This is a genomic window from Streptococcus parasanguinis, from assembly GCF_016648855.1.
Taxonomy (GTDB): Bacteria; Bacillota; Bacilli; order Lactobacillales; family Streptococcaceae; genus Streptococcus; species Streptococcus parasanguinis_L.
On the sequence record NZ_JACLQU010000008.1, the window covers coordinates 16,290 to 33,654 of the forward strand.

20 protein-coding genes are annotated in these 17,365 nt (G+C 43.1%); 2 read left to right on the forward strand and 18 right to left on the reverse strand.

Annotation, left to right across the window (positions count from 1 at the left end; genetic code table 11):
- Positions 1-122 precede the first annotated feature (122 nt).
- The 15 genes from H7T92_RS06040 to H7T92_RS06105 form a co-directional block, all read right to left on the reverse strand.
- Positions 123-632, reverse strand: coding sequence for a hypothetical protein (locus H7T92_RS06040; protein WP_049498167.1), 510 nt, complete (start codon positions 630-632; stop codon positions 123-125).
- Positions 633-634: 2 nt separating this feature from the next.
- Positions 635-1,435 carry a hypothetical protein gene (locus H7T92_RS06045; RefSeq protein WP_201037338.1) on the reverse strand — a complete coding sequence of 267 codons (801 nt, stop codon included), beginning with the start codon at positions 1,433-1,435 and terminating at the stop codon, positions 635-637.
- Between the two features lie 45 nt (positions 1,436-1,480).
- Positions 1,481-1,609, reverse strand: a complete 129-nt coding sequence (locus tag H7T92_RS10450; RefSeq protein WP_003006046.1) for a hypothetical protein — start codon at positions 1,607-1,609, stop codon at positions 1,481-1,483.
- 129 nt (positions 1,610-1,738) lie between these two features.
- Positions 1,739-2,185, reverse strand: a complete 447-nt coding sequence (locus tag H7T92_RS06050) for a Fur family transcriptional regulator (RefSeq protein ID WP_003006041.1) — start codon at positions 2,183-2,185, stop codon at positions 1,739-1,741.
- 196 nt (positions 2,186-2,381) lie between these two features.
- Positions 2,382-2,537: a hypothetical protein gene (locus tag H7T92_RS06055; protein ID WP_004219735.1), complete on the reverse strand. Its 156-nt coding sequence runs from the start codon at positions 2,535-2,537 to the stop codon at positions 2,382-2,384.
- A 103-nt stretch (positions 2,538-2,640) separates the two neighbouring features.
- Positions 2,641-2,916: an HU family DNA-binding protein gene (locus tag H7T92_RS06060; protein WP_003006038.1), complete on the reverse strand. Its 276-nt coding sequence runs from the start codon at positions 2,914-2,916 to the stop codon at positions 2,641-2,643.
- A 110-nt stretch (positions 2,917-3,026) separates the two neighbouring features.
- The gene (locus H7T92_RS06065; RefSeq protein ID WP_201037339.1) at positions 3,027-3,860 is read right to left on the reverse strand and encodes a DegV family protein; all 834 of its coding nucleotides are present in this window, start codon (positions 3,858-3,860) and stop codon (positions 3,027-3,029) included.
- Between the two features lie 89 nt (positions 3,861-3,949).
- Entirely contained in the window at positions 3,950-4,678 is a 729-nt protein-coding gene (locus H7T92_RS06070) for a metallophosphoesterase (RefSeq protein ID WP_049498165.1), read from the reverse strand.
- Positions 4,679-4,698: 20 nt separating this feature from the next.
- Positions 4,699-6,357, reverse strand: coding sequence for a DNA repair protein RecN (recN, locus tag H7T92_RS06075; protein ID WP_155198948.1), 1,659 nt, complete (start codon positions 6,355-6,357; stop codon positions 4,699-4,701).
- Between the two features lie 6 nt (positions 6,358-6,363).
- Complete coding sequence (locus H7T92_RS06080; RefSeq protein WP_003006022.1) at positions 6,364-6,798, reverse strand: arginine repressor; 435 nt, start codon at positions 6,796-6,798, stop codon at positions 6,364-6,366.
- A complete protein-coding gene (locus H7T92_RS06085; RefSeq protein WP_155198947.1) occupies positions 6,788-7,606 on the reverse strand; it encodes a TlyA family RNA methyltransferase in 819 nt (272 codons plus the stop codon). Before H7T92_RS06085 ends, H7T92_RS06080 begins: the two co-directional genes overlap by 11 nt.
- A complete protein-coding gene (locus tag H7T92_RS06090; RefSeq protein WP_201037340.1) occupies positions 7,599-8,474 on the reverse strand; it encodes a polyprenyl synthetase family protein in 876 nt (291 codons plus the stop codon). Before H7T92_RS06090 ends, H7T92_RS06085 begins: the two co-directional genes overlap by 8 nt.
- Complete coding sequence (locus H7T92_RS06095; protein WP_003006013.1) at positions 8,471-8,683, reverse strand: exodeoxyribonuclease VII small subunit; 213 nt, start codon at positions 8,681-8,683, stop codon at positions 8,471-8,473. The genes H7T92_RS06090 and H7T92_RS06095 overlap by 4 nt, the downstream gene beginning before the upstream one ends.
- Positions 8,661-10,001 (reverse strand): exodeoxyribonuclease VII large subunit, encoded by a 1,341-nt coding sequence (gene xseA / locus H7T92_RS06100; RefSeq protein WP_201037341.1) that lies wholly within the window; start codon positions 9,999-10,001, stop codon positions 8,661-8,663. Before xseA ends, H7T92_RS06095 begins: the two co-directional genes overlap by 23 nt.
- A 152-nt stretch (positions 10,002-10,153) precedes the next feature.
- The gene (locus H7T92_RS06105; RefSeq protein WP_201037342.1) at positions 10,154-11,038 is read right to left on the reverse strand and encodes a LysR family transcriptional regulator; all 885 of its coding nucleotides are present in this window, start codon (positions 11,036-11,038) and stop codon (positions 10,154-10,156) included.
- Positions 11,039-11,210: 172 nt separating this feature from the next.
- On the opposite strand from H7T92_RS06105, the gene H7T92_RS06110 reads away from it, so the two are divergent.
- Entirely contained in the window at positions 11,211-12,833 is a 1,623-nt protein-coding gene (locus H7T92_RS06110) for a malolactic enzyme (RefSeq protein WP_201037343.1), read from the forward strand.
- Positions 12,834-12,854: 21 nt separating this feature from the next.
- Positions 12,855-14,129: a 2-hydroxycarboxylate transporter family protein gene (locus H7T92_RS06115; protein WP_201037344.1), complete on the forward strand. Its 1,275-nt coding sequence runs from the start codon at positions 12,855-12,857 to the stop codon at positions 14,127-14,129.
- Positions 14,130-14,188: 59 nt separating this feature from the next.
- Here H7T92_RS06115 and H7T92_RS06120 read toward each other — a convergent pair whose 3' ends face one another.
- From H7T92_RS06120 to H7T92_RS06130, 3 genes are read right to left on the reverse strand one after another with little or no spacing between them, the layout of a single operon-like run.
- The gene (locus H7T92_RS06120) at positions 14,189-15,643 is read right to left on the reverse strand and encodes a glycoside hydrolase family 32 protein (RefSeq protein ID WP_201037345.1); all 1,455 of its coding nucleotides are present in this window, start codon (positions 15,641-15,643) and stop codon (positions 14,189-14,191) included.
- 8 nt (positions 15,644-15,651) lie between these two features.
- Positions 15,652-16,527, reverse strand: coding sequence for an NAD(P)H-hydrate dehydratase (locus tag H7T92_RS06125; RefSeq protein WP_070673765.1), 876 nt, complete (start codon positions 16,525-16,527; stop codon positions 15,652-15,654).
- 52 nt (positions 16,528-16,579) lie between these two features.
- On the reverse strand, positions 16,580-17,353 hold the full coding sequence (locus H7T92_RS06130) for an HAD-IIB family hydrolase (RefSeq protein ID WP_201037346.1): 774 nt from the start codon (positions 17,351-17,353) through the stop codon (positions 16,580-16,582).
- Between the last annotated feature and the right edge of the window lie 12 nt (positions 17,354-17,365).

Below are 17,365 nucleotides of genomic sequence, written 5' to 3' on the forward strand. Positions count from 1 at the left end.
ATTCTACTAGATTTTCAGTAAAAAATCTAGTGGCGACCATAGAAAAGTGCAATTTCTCACAAAAAAGAGCCTGACGGCTCTGGTTTGAAAATGAGGAATGTTTCTTCTTTCACTTAGACAGGCTACTCTGTTGCTTGATTCTCTTCAGTCAAGGAATTTCGTTGTTCAATCATTTTTCTTAAATCTTTTAAATCACTATACATATGAACCATATAAATTAGCAGACAAAGATAAACACCAAACCCCAAATTATAATAAACTTTTTGAATTGTTAATGAAAATGCAGCATATATTAGAATAACACTACAAGATAGGTGAATCAAAAAAGATTGCAGGCTAGCCAAAAATGGATACCCCTTTTTTTCAAAAGAATCATGAATAATATAGGCTATAACAGGTAAAACAATTAATAGTATGAGAGAAATAATAAAGTAAGAATTCACCACACCTTTAAATTCTTGCCCCCAAAATACTGAGTTGCTTTTTCGAAATAGAAAAACCTGTGAATCATCTGAATACGAATAATAAAGACCATTCAAAAATGGAAATCCAACAATTGATAGAACTAGAACAATATACAACGCAAGCTCCCAGACTAAACTAAGATTACTTTCTTGTTTTGTTTCTGACATCTTTAATTCCTTTCCTTAACCACTCTGTCTTCAATCTCAACCTCATCGAAATTCGAATCTGTCACAGTTCCTAAGACATAGAGACCATTTGGCAAACTCGATGTTTGTACAATCGCTTCTAATTCATCCTTAAATCGGATATGATCCCTCTTCACACCTTTAGGTAATGTCACTTGAACATATAGGACATCATTATCTAAAGCTTCTTTTACCGGAAAACCATACCATCCTCCAAGAACAGTCCGTCCCTTCTTCGCCGATTGTTTCTCGTAATCTTCAAGCCAATGTATCCCGCCAATATACTTTATTTTACTTGAAATACCAAGTTTTAATTCAACCTTCGATCCTTTTAAGATAGAATTTTGATCTATTTTTTTCTTTAATTCCTGCTCCAACTTTTTTCTCTCAGGATTCAATTCTAGGGCTTTTTCAAGAATGGGTACATACGTGCTAGGAGGCTCACTATACATTCCTATTGAATCACCAAGCAATCCAAAACGTACTTCTTTAGCTACAGGTGGATAATATGGCAAAATGACTTGTTCCAACATCATTTGTTTCTTCAATGGAATAGAGATGACTTTCCCATTAATCGTTTCAGAATAGGTATAATTAGCATTAATCACTAGTTTTGATTCACTTGTAATCGAAAGGCCCGTGATCCGAACCTCTCCTGAATAATGATTATTCTTGTAGATTTCCTTGATATTTGATTCTAAATTTTTATAAAAACAAATAGTTAAAAGGATAAAAAAACCAACAATGACCAGTAAACTTTTTAGTTTTTCACTCTTTATCTTCATTTTTTAAATCTTTCTATAAGTCCTTATCTCACAAACATTGTTACTCTATCCAACTATATGAGGGGCCGTTTTCAAGAAAAAGAAAGACCATATAGCACCAATCATAAAAATGGTCACTGCCGCTAAGGCATAGACCTGCCACATCTTCCAAGAAAAATTCTCCAGCTTCTTCATCTCGTTCTCCTTTTGTTTGATCGTAAAAGTATATTATATCATGATTTTCCCTATTTTTCTCCCGGTATAAAATATAGGCAGGCTTTCATTGCATCAAAAAAGAGCCTGACGGCTCTGCTTTCTCTCACACTAATTTTTCTGACAGTCGGGGCAAATGCCATAGACGGTCATCTGGGTCTTGGTGATCTGGTAGCCACTTTGACTGGCTGCTTCTTCGCGAAGATCTGGGACTTCAATGTCCACATCTGCGATACGACCACATTTTTCACATACCACATTCAAATGGTCATGCCCCATGAAATCAAAATAGGTCGTGGTATCATTGCGAACCTTGATCTCAGAGACAACCCCCTCATCAATTAAAACCTTGATATTGTTGTAGACAGTTGCTAGACTCATGCTTGGAAACTGAGGCAATAAATCACGATAGATCTTCTCAGCGCTTGGATGTTCATGACTCGCCACTAAATAGGAAAGAACTGCTCTGCGGGTATCGGTAATCCGAATGCCCTTAGCACGCAAATTTTGCAAGACTTCTTCCACGCGCTCTTCTTCATGACGATGCAATGCGTTCACTATGATTCCCCCTTTCCAATATGATTTAACCGATTCGTTACCCTTATTATATCATGTTTCAAAATAAATCACTATTTAGAATGCTTTTAATTAAAAAAAATGTCCGGGGGACATTGATTCACGAGCCTAAAAATGGAAAAGCGAGCTTATGTCCAGGGGACATTGATTCACGAGCCTGAAATAGATTCATCTACTCTCAACCGATCCAACTGGTCATCCAGCGCACGGTTCCTAGGATCATTTTGACCACGAGGATCATAAAGCAAAATTCCAGTACAAACCACAGCCCTTTCAGTAGATACAAAATAGGTCGGATAAACAACAAGGCAAAGAGGCCTAAAATGAATCGCATGGTCTTTTCTCTCTCCTTCTTTTTTCCTATTATACCCTTATCCTATAGAGCTGTCCAACAAAAAAAACATCCTAGAAATCTAGGATGGCTTTTCAAAATGCAATTATTTAACTGCTTCTTTAAGAGCTTTACCAGCTTTGAATGCTGGAACTTTAGAAGCTGCGATTTTGATTTCTTTACCAGTTTGTGGGTTGCGACCTTTACGAGCTGCACGTTCACGAACTTCGAAGTTACCGAAACCGATCAATTGAACTTTTTCACCTTTTGAAAGGTATTCTGAAACTGCTGCGAATACAGCATCAACAGCTGCTGCTGAATCTTTTTTAGTCAATTCTGTAGCTTCTGCCACTTTTGCGATCAAATCTTGTTTGTTAGCCATTTAACAAATCCTCCAAATTTTTTTAGGCTTTACGCCTTAACAGTACTATAATATCTAAAAAAAGCCTTTAGGTCAAGTACTAAACCTGTTTTTTCAAATATTTATTCAGCTTATTCGTAGCGTACCAAAACTGCAAATGCATTCTCACCTGTATGGGTTTGAATAATCGATCCAGTTTCGAGAACTGGGATTGCTTTTTCAACGAGAGATTGCAACTGAGCCTTCATTTCATTGGCCCACTCTGGTGTCCCTGCGTAAGAAATCCCGATCTCAGCCACCTTACTATGGGAAAGTTTCTCTACCAATTCATCCAACCATTTCTTAAAGGTCTTGTTACCGCGCCCTTTGACGATTGGTTCTAACTGATGGTCCTTCATTTGCATCACGACACGGATATTGAGAAGGGAGCTCAAAAGTCCTGTAACACGGCCAATGCGCCCACCTTTAACCAGATTTTCCAAGGTAGAAACACCGATATACAACTCTGTCTTTTCTTTGACTTCTTCGATGCGAGCCAAGACAGTGTCTAAATCAGCTCCGTCTTTGGCCAACTTGGCTGCCTCAACCACTTGGAACTTCATAGCTTGGTCTGTAAAGCCACTATCAATCACAGTTACTTCTGCCCCTGACAAGGTTGCCCCTTGACGAGCCGCCTCTACGGTTCCTGACAAGGCATGAGACATATGAATCGAAACGATATGAGCTCCGTCTGCTGCTAACTTTTCATACACCTCCGCAAAGACTCCAACGGGTGGTTGGCTGGTCTTTGGAAGATTTTTGCTAGACTGCATTAAGCGCAAGAAGTCCCCTTCGCCCAACTCACTGTCGGAATAAAGGACTCCATCCACCATAACAGAAAGTGGCACAATGGTAATGCCATATTCTTCAACCACTTCAGGCTCAATTGTAATAGATGAGTCTGTAACTATTTTAATATTTGCCATATATTTCTATACTCTTCCTAAGAATGTTCTGCTTTCATTATATCAAAAAACACGGGGTTTTGCAGTGAAAGATATCCATTCCTGCTTCCTCAGTCGTCTGCGGCAGAAAAACCTGTATTATGAAGGACATGGTCATGGACAATGCCTTGATCATCCAAGAGCAATCCATGGAGGACTCCACCAAAGACAGCGCCCCCATCGACACCCATCTTCTGATCTGAAATCCAAAGATTTTCGGTGCCGACTGGCTCATTGAGCAGTCCATAGACTGGTGTATGGCCAAAGACGATCCATTTACCTGTATGATTCTCCGATTCATGGAATGGTTTTCGGATCCAGACCTTTTGGTAATCACTGGTTTCTCGCCAATTTTCAAGGGTTAGATCCACACCAGCGTGGACAAAATAATAGGTCTCAGTCTCGTAGTCAAAAGGCAAACTACGGATGAAAGCCACCAAGTCAGGAACGGCATTTTCTACTGCTTGCGCATCCGCAATGCCATCTACAGGAGCATCGAGTGGCCGGCCTAACAGAGAGTTGATGGTCGTATCGCCACCATTTCTTCGGTAGTGGTCATAACGCTCTTCTGGATTGTCCAACCAGGCTAAAAACATGTACTCGTGATTCCCGGAAAGGCAAACAGCTCCGTGATGGTCTACGTAGTCCTTTACGATTTCAATTGATCGTTTGCTGTTTTCGCCTCGATCTATCAGATCCCCTAAAAAGACCAATTGAGCTTTTCCATCCCACTCTGTCATGAGCTCTTCTAGCATTTGTGCTTTTCCGTGAATATCTCCGACTACAAAGTATGTTGACATTGTTTCAAACCTTCTTTCTCTTAACGCTTGAGAAGTTGCTCTGCTTGTTGACGGGCAGCTTCCGTTAGATCCTCTCCTGCCAGCATCTTGGCAATTTCTTCGATTCGTTCTTCTCTATTGAGCAAACGCACAGTAGATACAGTTGAGTGTTCATCACTGATTTTCTCAATATAGAATTGATAATCTGCTGCAGCGATGACTTGAGGCAGGTGAGAAATGGCAAGCACTTGGCCATTTTGACCAATCTTATGAATTTTCGCTGCGATGGCTTGGGCCACGCGCCCAGAGACCCCTGTATCCACCTCGTCAAAGACGATACTGGTTTTTCCTTCTTTTCGAGAAAAAGCAGACTTAATGGCCAACATCAAGCGTGACAATTCTCCACCAGATGCTACCTTGACAAGGGGTTTAAAGTCCTCACCTGGGTTGGTCGAAATGTAAAATTCGACAGCTTCATTTCCCTCACGATTAAACTTAGCCTTGCTAAAACGCACTTGAAAACGCGCCTTGTCCATGTAGAGATCTGCCAATTCTTGCTGGATTTCATTTTCCAAGGCTTGGGCCAAAGTATGCCGCTGATCACTCAAATCTTGAGCCAAGGTGACCAAACTCTTTTCCAAACGTTTGAGTTCTTTTTCCAAGTCCTCAGACGAGAGGTCACTTCCGGTGAGGAGGCTATATTCTTTGGTGATTTGCGCCAGGTATTCCAATACGTCCTTGACTTGGCCACCATACTTGCGCGTGATAGAGTGAATCAAGTCCAAACGCGATTCCACCTGCATGAGGCGATTGCCATCAAACTCCAGACCATCGACCACATCTTCTAAGCGCTTGGTAATATCCTCAAGGGCATAGAAGGTTTCAGATAATTGGCTTGAGAGCTCTTTGTAGCTGGGATCATATTCTTCGATGCTCTCCAGATCATTCATGGCTGAGCGAACATTGGCTAGACTCGAAAATTCTTCTGCATCCAGCATGGTATAGGCATTGGTTAGGGTATCTGCAATCATCTTGTGATTGAGCAGGCGTTGGCGTTCTTGCTCCAGACGCAGGTCCTCATCCACTTCCAAGGCAGCCGCCTCAATCTCTGCGATTTGAAACTCCAACATCTCGATACGAGCCTTGTTTTCCTGCTGGTTGCGCTGGAGTTCCACCACTTGTTTGCGCAGGCGTTTGTAGTCTTCAAAGGTCTGACGATAAGCGTCTTTGGTTTGGAAAAAGGCTGTGTCTCCAAATTCATCCAGCATAGCGATATGCAATTGGGGCCGCATAAGTTCTTCCTGATCATGCTGCCCATGGATATCCACCAAATGTTGACCGACTGCCTTTAAGACAGATAAATTCACCATCTGACCATTGATCCGGCTGACACTTCGTCCATTTTGCAAGATCTCTCGGCGAATGATCAATTCATCGGTCCACTCTAGTCCTTGCTCTTCAAAAAGAGCCGTCAAGTGGCGATTGCTCTCAACGGTGAAGAGCCCTTCGATTTCTGCTTTTGGGGCTCCGTGTCGAATGACATCGGTCGTTGCGCGACTTCCCAGCATCATGTTCATGGCATCGATAATGATGGATTTCCCTGCACCTGTTTCCCCTGTCAGTACCGTCATTCCCTTTTCAAAATTTAAGGAAATCTCTTCGATAATGGCAAAGTTCTTAATCGAAATTTCTAATAGCATAGGCTCTTACCACCCAAAAATTGATTTGAGGATATTCTCTGCTTCTGGAGCTGAATAGGCGATCAGTAAGATCGTGTCATCATCTGCAACAATACTAAAGATATGCTCCTTATAAATCTCCCGCAAGCGACGTTTAACTAAAGGCGCTGTCCCTGGAACCATGGTGAAATTGACATATTCTCCCATGCGACGATGAGATAAAATATTGCTTTCGATCATCCCGATCCCTTGGTGGTGCTTACGTGGCAATTCATAGACATAGGTCATGTCTTTCAGAGGGCGTTTTACGATGCCCAATTCTTTGATATCCCGTGACACCGTCGCTTGGGTTGCTGAGATGCCTTCTTCTTTCAAATGTTCGACGATCTCTTCTTGAGTCCCCACTTCATGATCGCGAATGAAGCGGCGAATTTTTTCTAATCTGATATTCTTACTCTTCATGTTTAAATTCCTTGTGTGCCAGCTCCACAACAGCCTCCAGCTGCTCTGAAGTTGGCTTTGTTTTCTCTTCTTTTTTTTCTAGATACATCAAAAATTCGATGTTGCCATGGCCTCCTTGGATAGGGGAATAATCCACTCCCATTACCGCAAAGCCATGTGTCCCTGCAAATGCAGCGACCTTTTCAAGGACGGCTAAATGAATCTTAGGATCTTTAATGATCCCATTTTTCCCGATCTGTTCGCGTCCTGCCTCAAACTGAGGTTTCACCAAGGCCACGACTTGTCCATTTTCTGCCAAAATCCGGTGAAGGGCTGGCAGAATCAAGTCTAAGGAAATAAAGCTGACATCGATACTCGCAAAGCTCGGTGTCGCTTCAAAATCATCTGGCTCGGCATAGCGGAAATTGAACTGTTCCATCGAGACCACCCGAGGATCATTACGTAATTTCCAGGCCAACTGATTGGTCCCGACATCCACCGAAAAGACCTGGCTGGCTCCATTTTGCAGCATGACATCTGTAAAGCCACCTGTAGAAGCTCCGATATCAATCGCAATTTTACCCTCTACAGACAAACCAAATTGGTTCAGGGCTTTTTCTAATTTAAGACCGCCTCGGCTGACATATTTGAGCTTTTCGCCCTTTAATTTCAACTCGGTCGCTTCATCAATTTTTTCACCCGGTTTATCGAAGCGCTCACCATTGATAACGGCAACGACAAGACCTGCCATCACCCCTCTTTTGGCTTGTTCGCGGGTATCAAATAGGCCTTGTTTATAGGCTAATACATCCACTCTTTCCTTAGCCATCTATTCGTAATCCTTCTATTAATTTCTTGATCGCTCGCGGATCAAAGTCGCAAGCAGCTGTAATCTGATCCAACAAGTCCTCGCAAGCGTCTAATTCACTTGTCAGCAAAGCTTTTGATTCTTCCAATCCCAACAGGGCTGGATAGGTCGATTTTTCAGCTACTAAGTCCTTTTGAGGAGTCTTACCCAAAGCTTCAAAATCAGCGACCAAATCCAAAATATCATCCCGCACTTGAAAAGCCAGGCCTAATTTTTTCCCGATTTTTTCTAAGAGCTGAGCAATGTCTGCTTGCAACTCTAAAATCAAACCTGCTGCGATGAAAGGATAGGCAAGGAGGCGTCCTGTCTTATTGGCATGGATGGTCTTCAACTCTGCTAGTGTGAGCTGTTTGTGCTCCCCTTCCATATCAAGGACTTGGCCAGCTACCATTCCACGACTACCGGAAGCATCTGACAATTCAAGAATCAAAGAGACCTTGACCGCATCGGGAAGGGCACTCGCAGCAATCATCCCAAAGGGATCGAGAAAAAGCGCATCCCCTGCTAAAATCGCCAGGTCTTCTCCGAATTTCTTATGATTGGTCAATTGCCCCCGACGGTAATCATCATTGTCCATGGCAGGCAGATCATCGTGAATAAGGCTTCCTGTATGGATCATCTCTAAAGCCCCTGCCACTTGAAAGTGAGCCTCCGTTAATTCCAGTCCAAAGGCCTCTAACAATTCTAGAAGGAGCAAGGGGCGCAGGCGTTTTCCACCTGCCTGGATGGAATAAAGGACCGACTCCACTAAATGGGGGGCAACGGCTTTCTCCTCATAAAAAGAGCGAACCGCTTGCTCTACTCTATTTCGTTTTTCTTCTTGTCTCATGCTAGATCCGCTTCAGTACCATCTGCTTGCATGACCTTGACCAAGGTTTTCTCTGCTTGATCCAAGGTATCTTGCAATTCTTTTGACAATTTCATTCCTTTTTGGAATTCTGTAATAGCTTCTTCAAGAGCCACGTCCCCACTTTCCAATTTTTGGACAATGGCTTCCAAATCTGCTAAGTTTTCTTCAAATTTCTTTTCTTTCGACATGTTTTACCTCTACTTCTAACTGGCCATCTCTCATGATGAGTGACAGCGGGTCCCCTTCTGTTACTTTCGCAACGGAATCTAGAACCTGATCCCCTTCCTTAACCATGGCATAGCCACGCGCAATAATCCGACTGGTATCGAGCATCAAGAGGGCTTCTGATAAGCCTTGCACCTTGATCTTTTGCTCTTTTAGGACTTGTTCCATTCGGTTGGTTAAGATTCTCTTATCTTGGAGCAGGCGGTCTTGGTAGCGCTCGATGCGATGCAAAGGAGACATGGCTTCTAGGCGATGACGCAGACCTTGCAGTTGATTAGCCCCTTGTCCATAAGCATCCCGCATTCCTTGTTTCAAGCGCAATTGCAACTGGTCAATCTTTTGCATGTAGCCATCATAGAGTCTTTCAGGCTGTCTAAAAATAACCGATTGACTTAATTTGGCCAAGCGTTCACGATTATAGGCCAAGCGATTGGACATGGCTGTTGCCATGCGATTTTCCTGCTTTTGCAAATGGGACAAGAGATCCAACTTCGTTACTGGAGTGGCCAATTCAGCAGCGGCTGTCGGAGTAGCAGCTCGTCGGTCTGCTACAAAATCGGCTAGAGTCGTATCTGTCTCATGTCCAACACTGGAGATAATCGGAATCCGCGATTCAAAAATGGCTCGCACCACTGCTTCTTCATTAAAGGCCCAGAGGTCTTCAATCGAACCACCCCCACGACCGATAATCAAGACATCCAAATCATCCCGTTGGTTGGCTCTTTGAATATTAGCAACCACCTCACTAGATGCGCCTTCACCCTGAACCTTGGTCGGGTAGAGCACAATCTCTACACTAGGAAAGCGTCGGCTCACCGTTGTGATAATATCGCGAATCACGGCCCCACTTTGACTGGTGATGACCCCGATCTTTCTTGGAAATTGTGGCAGAGCTTGCTTCCACCGGTCCTGAAAGAGCCCTTCTTCAGTCAACTTTTTCTTGAGTTGCTCAAATTGGATGGCCAAGGCCCCTACCCCATCTGGCTCAGCCTTTTCAATGACAATGGAATAACTCCCACTTGGCTCATAGAGCTGAATGCGACCGATGACATTGATCTTCATGCCTTCTTCTAGCTCAAAACCAAAGCTTCGATAAACTCCAGCCCAGACCGTTGCCTGAATGACCGCTTTTTCATCTTTTAATGAAAAATACTGGTGGTTGGGACGTTTTCGGAAATTGGAGACCTGCCCTGTCAGATAAACCCTTTCCAAATAGGGATCCTTATCAAATTTTAATTTCAAATATTTGGTCAAACTTGATACGGATAAATAGTTGGACATAGGAACTCCTTTCTGCAGAATATGATCAAGTTTAATTATACCAAAAAACACCAAAAAAGGCTGGCAGACAAAGCGAAATCATGAATTTCCTTTCTCTACAAGCCTCATTTTATTCAAGACACTTTCTATTTGTCTGTTTGACACCAGCTTCCTTATTTTTCACACTTCTCTAACCGTTCAATAAAAGAGCTTAGAAGCGCTTGGGGTTCCCCTTCATTTGAATAGGCATAACTAATATAGAAGACTGTTTTTTCCTCTTCAACCAGCGGAATTTTGACAAGATTTGGATATTCTGGAAAGAGAGTCAGATCCGTCATGAGACCAATTCCCAAATTTTCTTCGATGAAACTCAAGACCAAGTTGGAATCAGTCAAGACAACAGTAGACTGGGCCAAATCATCAAAGCGAGCATTCAAGCGTTTAAAAGCCGTCATGTGGACATGATGCTCATCTAACAGAATGAAGGTCTCCTCTAACACCTCTTTAAAAGAAATTTCCTTGCGATCTGCTAGTGGATGATCCTTTGAAACAATCACAAAAAATTCTTTTTTATACAAGAGCTGACTGGTCAAATGCGCGTGCGAAATGGGCTCTAAGCTTCCCAACAGACTAAAATCTAAATCTCCACGCACCAACAAACGCATCAAATCCCTGGAACCTAGTTGCACCAATTGCGATTGACGAAAAATCTCAAGCTCTTCATCATGCGTCCCAAATTTTTTCATGATATCGCTGGTGATCAATGGCGGTAGTCCAATGCGCAACAGATTCTTTTTACTTCGTTCAACAGCTTTTTCTGTCTTTTCGATTTCGATTAAAACTTCTCGCGCGTGATTGGCTAAAACCTTCCCCGGCTGAGTTAGGTGCAAGACACGATTAGAAGACGATTTTTCTACCAACTGGCAAGCATAGTGGTCCTCTAAACGCTTGATGGCATAGGTCACGGTCGGTTGACTCACTTGAAAATAATGTGCTACGTCTGTATAAGACTTTAATTTCGACAGTTGATAAAAATATTCCAAGTCCCGGATATTCATCTCTATCCCTCTATTTCTACAATTTCCATTTCCTTCATTCTAACACAAAAGCCTTACTTATAAAAATTTTTTATAAGGATAAGGGAAGTTGACTATAAGAAATACAGAAGACTATAATGGCTTGCGTGAGAAAAAATCTTACAGATAAATTATTTATGAGGAGTATTTCGCAATGAAATCACATGAAATTTTAAACAATCCTTTCTTAAATAAAGGAACTGCTTTCACAATGGAAGAACGTAAAGAACTTGGCCTGATCGGTCTTCTTCCTCCATATGTTCAAACCATCGAAGAACAAGCTGAACAAGCTTACCAACATTTCTTGCGCAAACCATCAGACCTTGAAAAACGTCTTTTCTTGATGGAAATTTTCAATACAAACCGTACTCTTTTCTACTACCTCTTTAACCAACACATCGTTGAGTTCAACCCAATCGTCTATGATCCAGTGATCGCAGACACCATTGAACAATATTCTGAACTCTTTGTAGACCCACAATATGCCGCTTACCTTGATATTAACCACCCAGAAAATATCGAAGAAACATTGAAAAATGCGGCTGGCGATCGCGATATCCGCTTGATCGTTGCAACTGACGCAGAAGGAATTCTTGGTATCGGTGACTGGGGTGTCCAAGGGGTCGACATCTCTGTCGGAAAATTGATGGTCTACACTGCTGCAGCCGGAATTGATCCAGCTTGCGTTATGCCTCTTGTCATCGATGCTGGTACCAACCGTGAAGAATTGTTGAATAATCCAATGTATCTCGGAAACCGTCATGAACGTGTCCGTGGTGAAAAATACGATGCCTTTATCGATCAATTTGTTCAAACAGCTGGAAAACTTTTCCCTAAATTGTACCTTCACTGGGAAGACTTCGGTCGTTCAAATGCGGCTGATATCTTGAACCGTTACAAGAAAGAAATCCCAACTTTCAACGATGATATTCAAGGAACTGGGATCGTTGTCTTGGGTGGTATCTTTGGAGCGATGGATATCACTGGTGAAAAATTAACAGACCAAGTTTACCTTTGCTATGGTGGTGGTTCTGCTGGTGCTGGTATCGCAGACCGTGTTCACGCTGAAATGGTTGCCGAAGGACTTTCTCCAGAAGAAGCTTACAAACGTTTCTTCATGATCGATAAACAAGGTCTTTTGTTTGACGATATGGAAGATTTGACGCCAGCTCAAAAACCATTTGCTAAAAAACGTGCTGACTTCGAAGGTAAAGGCGATATGACCAATCTTCTTGAAGTGATCAAAACAGTGAAACCAACGATCTTGGTCGGAACTTCTACAAACCCAGGTGCCTTCACTAAAGAAGTGGTTGAAGCCATGTGTGAAAACACTGAACGCCCAGTGATCTTCCCAATTTCTAACCCAACCAAGAAATTGGAAGCAACAGCCCAACAAGTCATTGAATGGTCAGACGGTAAAGCCTTTGTCGCTACCGGTGTCCCTTCAGGAACCATCAGCTACAAAGGTGTGGACTACGAAATCGGTCAAGCCAATAACGCTTTGATCTACCCAGGGCTTGGTCTTGGTATGTTGGCCTCTGAAGCCAAATTGTTGACAGATGAAATGATCGGGGCAGCTGCTCACTCATTGTCAGGCATCGTCAATCCAGGTCAACCAGGTGCTCCAGTCCTTCCACCATTCCAATATGTAGCTGACGTGTCTATCAAGGTAGCAGAAGCTGTTGCCAAGAAAGCTCAAGAACAAGGGCTTGCACAAGCTAAAGAAACAGATATGGCCAAAGCTGTACGTGACCTTAAATGGTATCCTAAATACTAATAAGGAGCTGACTGAACAACCATGAAAAAATTGAATGAAATCAAAATTTCCGGTGTCAGTCTTCCTCTATATGCATTCATCGTCATCGTTCTTTCGGTGACGATTGCTATGGGGAAACTCCCACTCAATATGCTTGGACTAACCCTCCTTTTGGTCGTCATGGGGCATCTTCTCTACTTTATCGGTGAGAAACTGCCAATTATGAATTCTTACCTAGGTGGAGGATCCGTCTTCACCTTACTAGGAGCTACTCTTCTAGCGACCTTCCATGTTATTCCAGCAAATATTATCACAGCCACCAAGGGCTTTTTGGGAGATTCCTTTGGCTTTCTGGATTTTTATATCGCAGCCTTGATTTGTGGGGCTATTCTAGGGATGAATCGCAATCTTTTGGTAAAAGCTTCCGCTCGCTTTATTCCTGTTTCCTTGGTCACCATGGTCATTGGTGCTCTCTCTGTTGGGATCGTTGGAAGCCTTTTGGGACAAGGATTTGGACATTCGATTCTCTATGTTTCCTTTCCACAAATGGTCGGAGGAATGGGAGCTGGAATCCTGCCTCTTTCAAAGATCTACGCTGCTAATCTCCATGGAAGCCAAGCAGCCATCTTCTCTCAATTGGCACCCGCTACCACACTTGGTAATATCCTTGCCATCATTGGAGCTGTTTTGATCGTCAAAATCTTTGCAGACAGTCCTTACAATGGTCACGGTGTCTTGATTCCCGTCAATAAAGATGAATTGAAGAAAGAAAAACTCACACTTGATCCGACCCAAATCGGAGTTGGAATGATGTTTGCCTTTAGTATTTTTCTTCTCGGGGTCATCTGCAATGCCTTTGTTCCAAAAATCCACAGTTATGCCTTCATGATTATCATCGTCTTTATCCTGAAAGCTTTCAATGCTGTCCCAAAACCTTTGGAAAACTGTGTGGTCATGTTCAACCAAGTCATTATGACCAACCTCACCCATGCAGTCCTAGCTGGGATCGGTCTTTCCTTGATTGACCTTTCAACTCTAGCTAAGGCGATGACCTGGCAATTCATTCTCCTAAGCTTGACCTCTGTGGTAGCTATGGGGCTTGCATCTGCTGTGATCGGAAAACTGGTTGGATTGTATCCAGTCGAGACTGCTATCGGATCTGGTATGATCAATAACTCGATGGGAGGAACCGGAAATATCGCTGTTCTCTCCGCATCTGATCGTATGGAAATGATCGCCTTCGCCCAAATGGCCAACCGACTGAGCGGGGCTATCATCCTCATTCTCGGAGGGCTCCTCGCTTCTGTCCTCTCCTAAAGAATAAAAAGACAAGTCACAAGACTTGTCTTTTTATTCTTTAGGAGGCTATTGATTTCCTATTTTTGATAGGTTTTCACGACCCAATCGATCCCTTCATCTGCCGTGAGAGTATAGACGGGATTCTCAGTCGTTTCATAAAAGGTCATCGAGAGAGTTTTACCATCCACGAATACTTCGATTGAGTTGGTATCGCGAATGATCGAAAAATGATGATCCTTTTCAGCATCCAACTGAATCCATCTCGATTGAAATGCTGGATTTTCTTTTCCAGAAATGGGGTGCCCAAATTGGTCTCGACTTAAGCTAAAGCGTTTTTGAGAGGCGTCATAAACCAATTGCAAGACACTATCAGGATCAGTTTCATCGCCATAACCTAAGATAAAGGAGCAACCCGGTTTGGCATCTAGTTCAAACAAGGTTTGTTTCCCTCTCGCTGGGATCGTGATCTGATTGCCCTGAACAATGGTTTCTGACGCATGCTCTACAAGAAAGTGTTCTTTCACTGACTCAGGTAACTCCTGAACCAATCGTCCGTCTTTCAGAGACAATTTTCTTGGAAGAGTCATACTACCTGCCCACCCATGAGCTAAATCATGACTGGGGATAGACCGGTGCCACATTTGCATCCAGGCAACCATGTATCGTTCGCCATTTGGTCCTTGACAAGTTTGAGGGGCATAGAAATCCAAACCACCATCCAATTCATCATAGGAATCGACACGAAAGTGCCCCGTTTCCCAATTCATGTCACCGATAAAGGCAACCGTCGAATTTAAGTTCCAGTATTTTTCTTGCTGCCTTTCCATTTCAATGGGTGACAGGATCAAGACCCATTTGCCATCTAAAGGGAAGAAATCGGGACACTCCCACATAATCCCTTGCCCTTTTTCACCTTCTAAAAGAACTGATGTAAAGTCCCAATCTACTAGATTACTTGATGCAAATAGGAGAATTTGACCTCTATCATCTGGCGTCTTAGAAGCAACGACAGCGTAATAGCTTCCTTGGTATTCAAAAATTTTAGGATCACGAAAATCTGCAATATCTGCGATCCCCTCAATATGTTGAGCATGGATCACTGGATTAGTAGGCAACTTTTCAAAGGTAATGCCATCTGACGAAACCGCAAGACATTGAGTCTCTTCTCGCTTTTCCTCATCGTCTACATGACCAGTATAAAGCAAATAGAGCTTGTCATCTTTCACAATAGCACTACCCGAGAAACAACCATCCTTATCATAGCTTTCACTTGGTGCTAAAGCTACTGGCAGTTCTTCCCAATGGAGAAGATCTTTTGATTTGGCATGCCCCCAATGCATGGGACCCCAAACACTATCATAGGGATAGAATTGGTAGAACAAATGGTATTCCCCACGGAAATAAACAAAGCCATTTGGATCGTTCATCCAGCCGATTGGAGGTAACAAATGAAATGCTCCTCGATATTGCTGGTTAACCTTCTTCCTGTTTTCATCGATATACTGATTTGCTTTCCGAATGCTTTCCTTCATTTTTTTACCTACTCCCTATTTTCAGTGCTAGTAACCTGATCTTGGTCACTCCATTTCTTCATCCATTTTGGGATTTCTTGACTAATGGTCGTGGGTAGAACCACATAAGCTTCTTTACTCAAGTCTTCTGCAATGGCTGAATGAAGGTAGGTCGCAACCACCACGCGCTCATAGAGACTGACCTGTGGAAATTGACCCGCAAACCCTGCGATCATCCCTGCCAAGGTATCCCCCATTCCACCTGTGGCTTGATAGGGACCACCAACATCTAGCTGATAGCCCTCTTCTTGCCCACTTGTCCAAATGCGGGTATGAGGCCCTTTTTCTACAATGACAGTCCCTTGAGGAAAGTTCTGTACTGCTCTTCGACTCTTGTCTTCAGTCTGGCTTGCTAGATCAAGTCCTGACAGTTTTTCCCATTCTTTTTGATGAGGGGTAAAGACCAACTGAGCCTCTGGCAGGTCAAACTGAGAGGCTGCAAAAAGACTAATAGCTCCGCCATCTAAGATCAAGACCTGCTGGCTAGAGACTTGTTCAAAAATCATGTGCAAGATTGCATGGTTTTCTCTTGCTTCCTTTAAGCCTGGACCGACAAGAATCACGCTGGCTTTTTGGAGCTGCTCACAAAGGAGTTCGTGATCTGCCAAATCAAAGCCCATGGCTTCAGGAAGATGGCTATGAAGGGCTGTCAGATTATCAGGATCTGTTGCGACAGTAACCAGCCCCGCACCACTATGAACCGCAGCAAGCGCCGCCATAATGATGGCTCCCCCATAGGGGTAAGTCCCTCCAATCAAGAGCAGGCGACCAAAATCCCCTTTATAAGAATTCGCCTTTCGCTTTGCAATGACACGCTGGATCTCTTCTTTTTGAACTGTTCTCATACCTTCCTCATTTCTAGCGAAAAACGAGAAGCCACGACTCCCCCTCCTTCTTTTATTTTCCTCTGAATTCTGCGAAGACTTGCAAGATCTTAGCAGCCACAGCTTGTGGTTGATTTTGTTTGGCTACCAATTGATCATCCGCATAAGGCCGAAGGGCTGGAAAATCACCAATTTGAACTGCATAAAGAGCTTTTTCAAAGAGCTCGATATCATTTTGATCATTGCCAAAAGCCACGAAATTCTCTCCACAGAGTTCTTCTACGGTTGTCGCTTTATGCGTGTCTGCTGGATTGAGATAGATGCATTTTTCATGCGCATGATAGCGGATATGGGCCTTGTCTGTCTTTTCGATCCGCTCGATGATCTCATCCACGAGCTCCTCATGGCCACCCATATAGATCACGACCTTAATCGGATCTGTCAGCTCCTCTAATGAACGATACTGGGCTTTCTTGAGGGGTTCTACATTAGCAACAAAAGGAATCTTTTCCAAAATCTGTCCGCTGTAATCAAAGGTATCATCCACAAAAAATGGTAGATTGTAATGGCGGCAAAAGCCAAGGACTTCCCGATACACATCCTTGTCCAATTGTTCCTCATATACCAATTGCCCCTGGCTATAGGCCAATCCACCATTTAAGCCTATCACGAGTTGCTGACTCAATGGGTCCCCTAAAAGGCCCAAGCAGTCCCGGTAAGAACGTGCAGAAGCAAAGGCGACTTCATGGCCAAATTCTTCTGCTCTCAATAAGACCTGTTTGATTTCATCATCGATTGTGACACCATCGAATGACAGGGTTCCATCTAAATCAAATACAAACTTCATCTTGTTCACACT

Coding starts and splice junctions, on each gene's coding strand:
- H7T92_RS06040 (WP_049498167.1), bottom strand. CDS start 632: ATGTCAGAAACAAAACAAGAAAGTAATCTTAGTTTAGTCTGGGAGCTT.
- H7T92_RS06045 (WP_201037338.1), bottom strand. CDS start 1,435: ATGAAGATAAAGAGTGAAAAACTAAAAAGTTTACTGGTCATTGTTGGT.
- H7T92_RS10450 (WP_003006046.1), bottom strand. CDS start 1,609: ATGAAGAAGCTGGAGAATTTTTCTTGGAAGATGTGGCAGGTCTATGCC.
- H7T92_RS06055 (WP_004219735.1), bottom strand. CDS start 2,537: ATGCGATTCATTTTAGGCCTCTTTGCCTTGTTGTTTATCCGACCTATT.
- H7T92_RS06060 (WP_003006038.1), bottom strand. CDS start 2,916: ATGGCTAACAAACAAGATTTGATCGCAAAAGTGGCAGAAGCTACAGAA.
- H7T92_RS06065 (WP_201037339.1), bottom strand. CDS start 3,860: ATGGCAAATATTAAAATAGTTACAGACTCATCTATTACAATTGAGCCT.
- H7T92_RS06070 (WP_049498165.1), bottom strand. CDS start 4,678: ATGTCAACATACTTTGTAGTCGGAGATATTCACGGAAAAGCACAAATG.
- recN (WP_155198948.1), bottom strand. CDS start 6,357: ATGCTATTAGAAATTTCGATTAAGAACTTTGCCATTATCGAAGAGATT.
- H7T92_RS06080 (WP_003006022.1), bottom strand. CDS start 6,798: ATGAAGAGTAAGAATATCAGATTAGAAAAAATTCGCCGCTTCATTCGC.
- H7T92_RS06085 (WP_155198947.1), bottom strand. CDS start 7,606: ATGGCTAAGGAAAGAGTGGATGTATTAGCCTATAAACAAGGCCTATTT.
- H7T92_RS06090 (WP_201037340.1), bottom strand. CDS start 8,474: ATGAGACAAGAAGAAAAACGAAATAGAGTAGAGCAAGCGGTTCGCTCT.
- H7T92_RS06095 (WP_003006013.1), bottom strand. CDS start 8,683: ATGTCGAAAGAAAAGAAATTTGAAGAAAACTTAGCAGATTTGGAAGCC.
- xseA (WP_201037341.1), bottom strand. CDS start 10,001: ATGTCCAACTATTTATCCGTATCAAGTTTGACCAAATATTTGAAATTA.
- H7T92_RS06105 (WP_201037342.1), bottom strand. CDS start 11,038: ATGAATATCCGGGACTTGGAATATTTTTATCAACTGTCGAAATTAAAG.
- H7T92_RS06110 (WP_201037343.1), top strand. CDS start 11,211: ATGAAATCACATGAAATTTTAAACAATCCTTTCTTAAATAAAGGAACT.
- H7T92_RS06115 (WP_201037344.1), top strand. CDS start 12,855: ATGAAAAAATTGAATGAAATCAAAATTTCCGGTGTCAGTCTTCCTCTA.
- H7T92_RS06120 (WP_201037345.1), bottom strand. CDS start 15,643: ATGAAGGAAAGCATTCGGAAAGCAAATCAGTATATCGATGAAAACAGG.
- H7T92_RS06125 (WP_070673765.1), bottom strand. CDS start 16,527: ATGAGAACAGTTCAAAAAGAAGAGATCCAGCGTGTCATTGCAAAGCGA.
- H7T92_RS06130 (WP_201037346.1), bottom strand. CDS start 17,353: ATGAAGTTTGTATTTGATTTAGATGGAACCCTGTCATTCGATGGTGTC.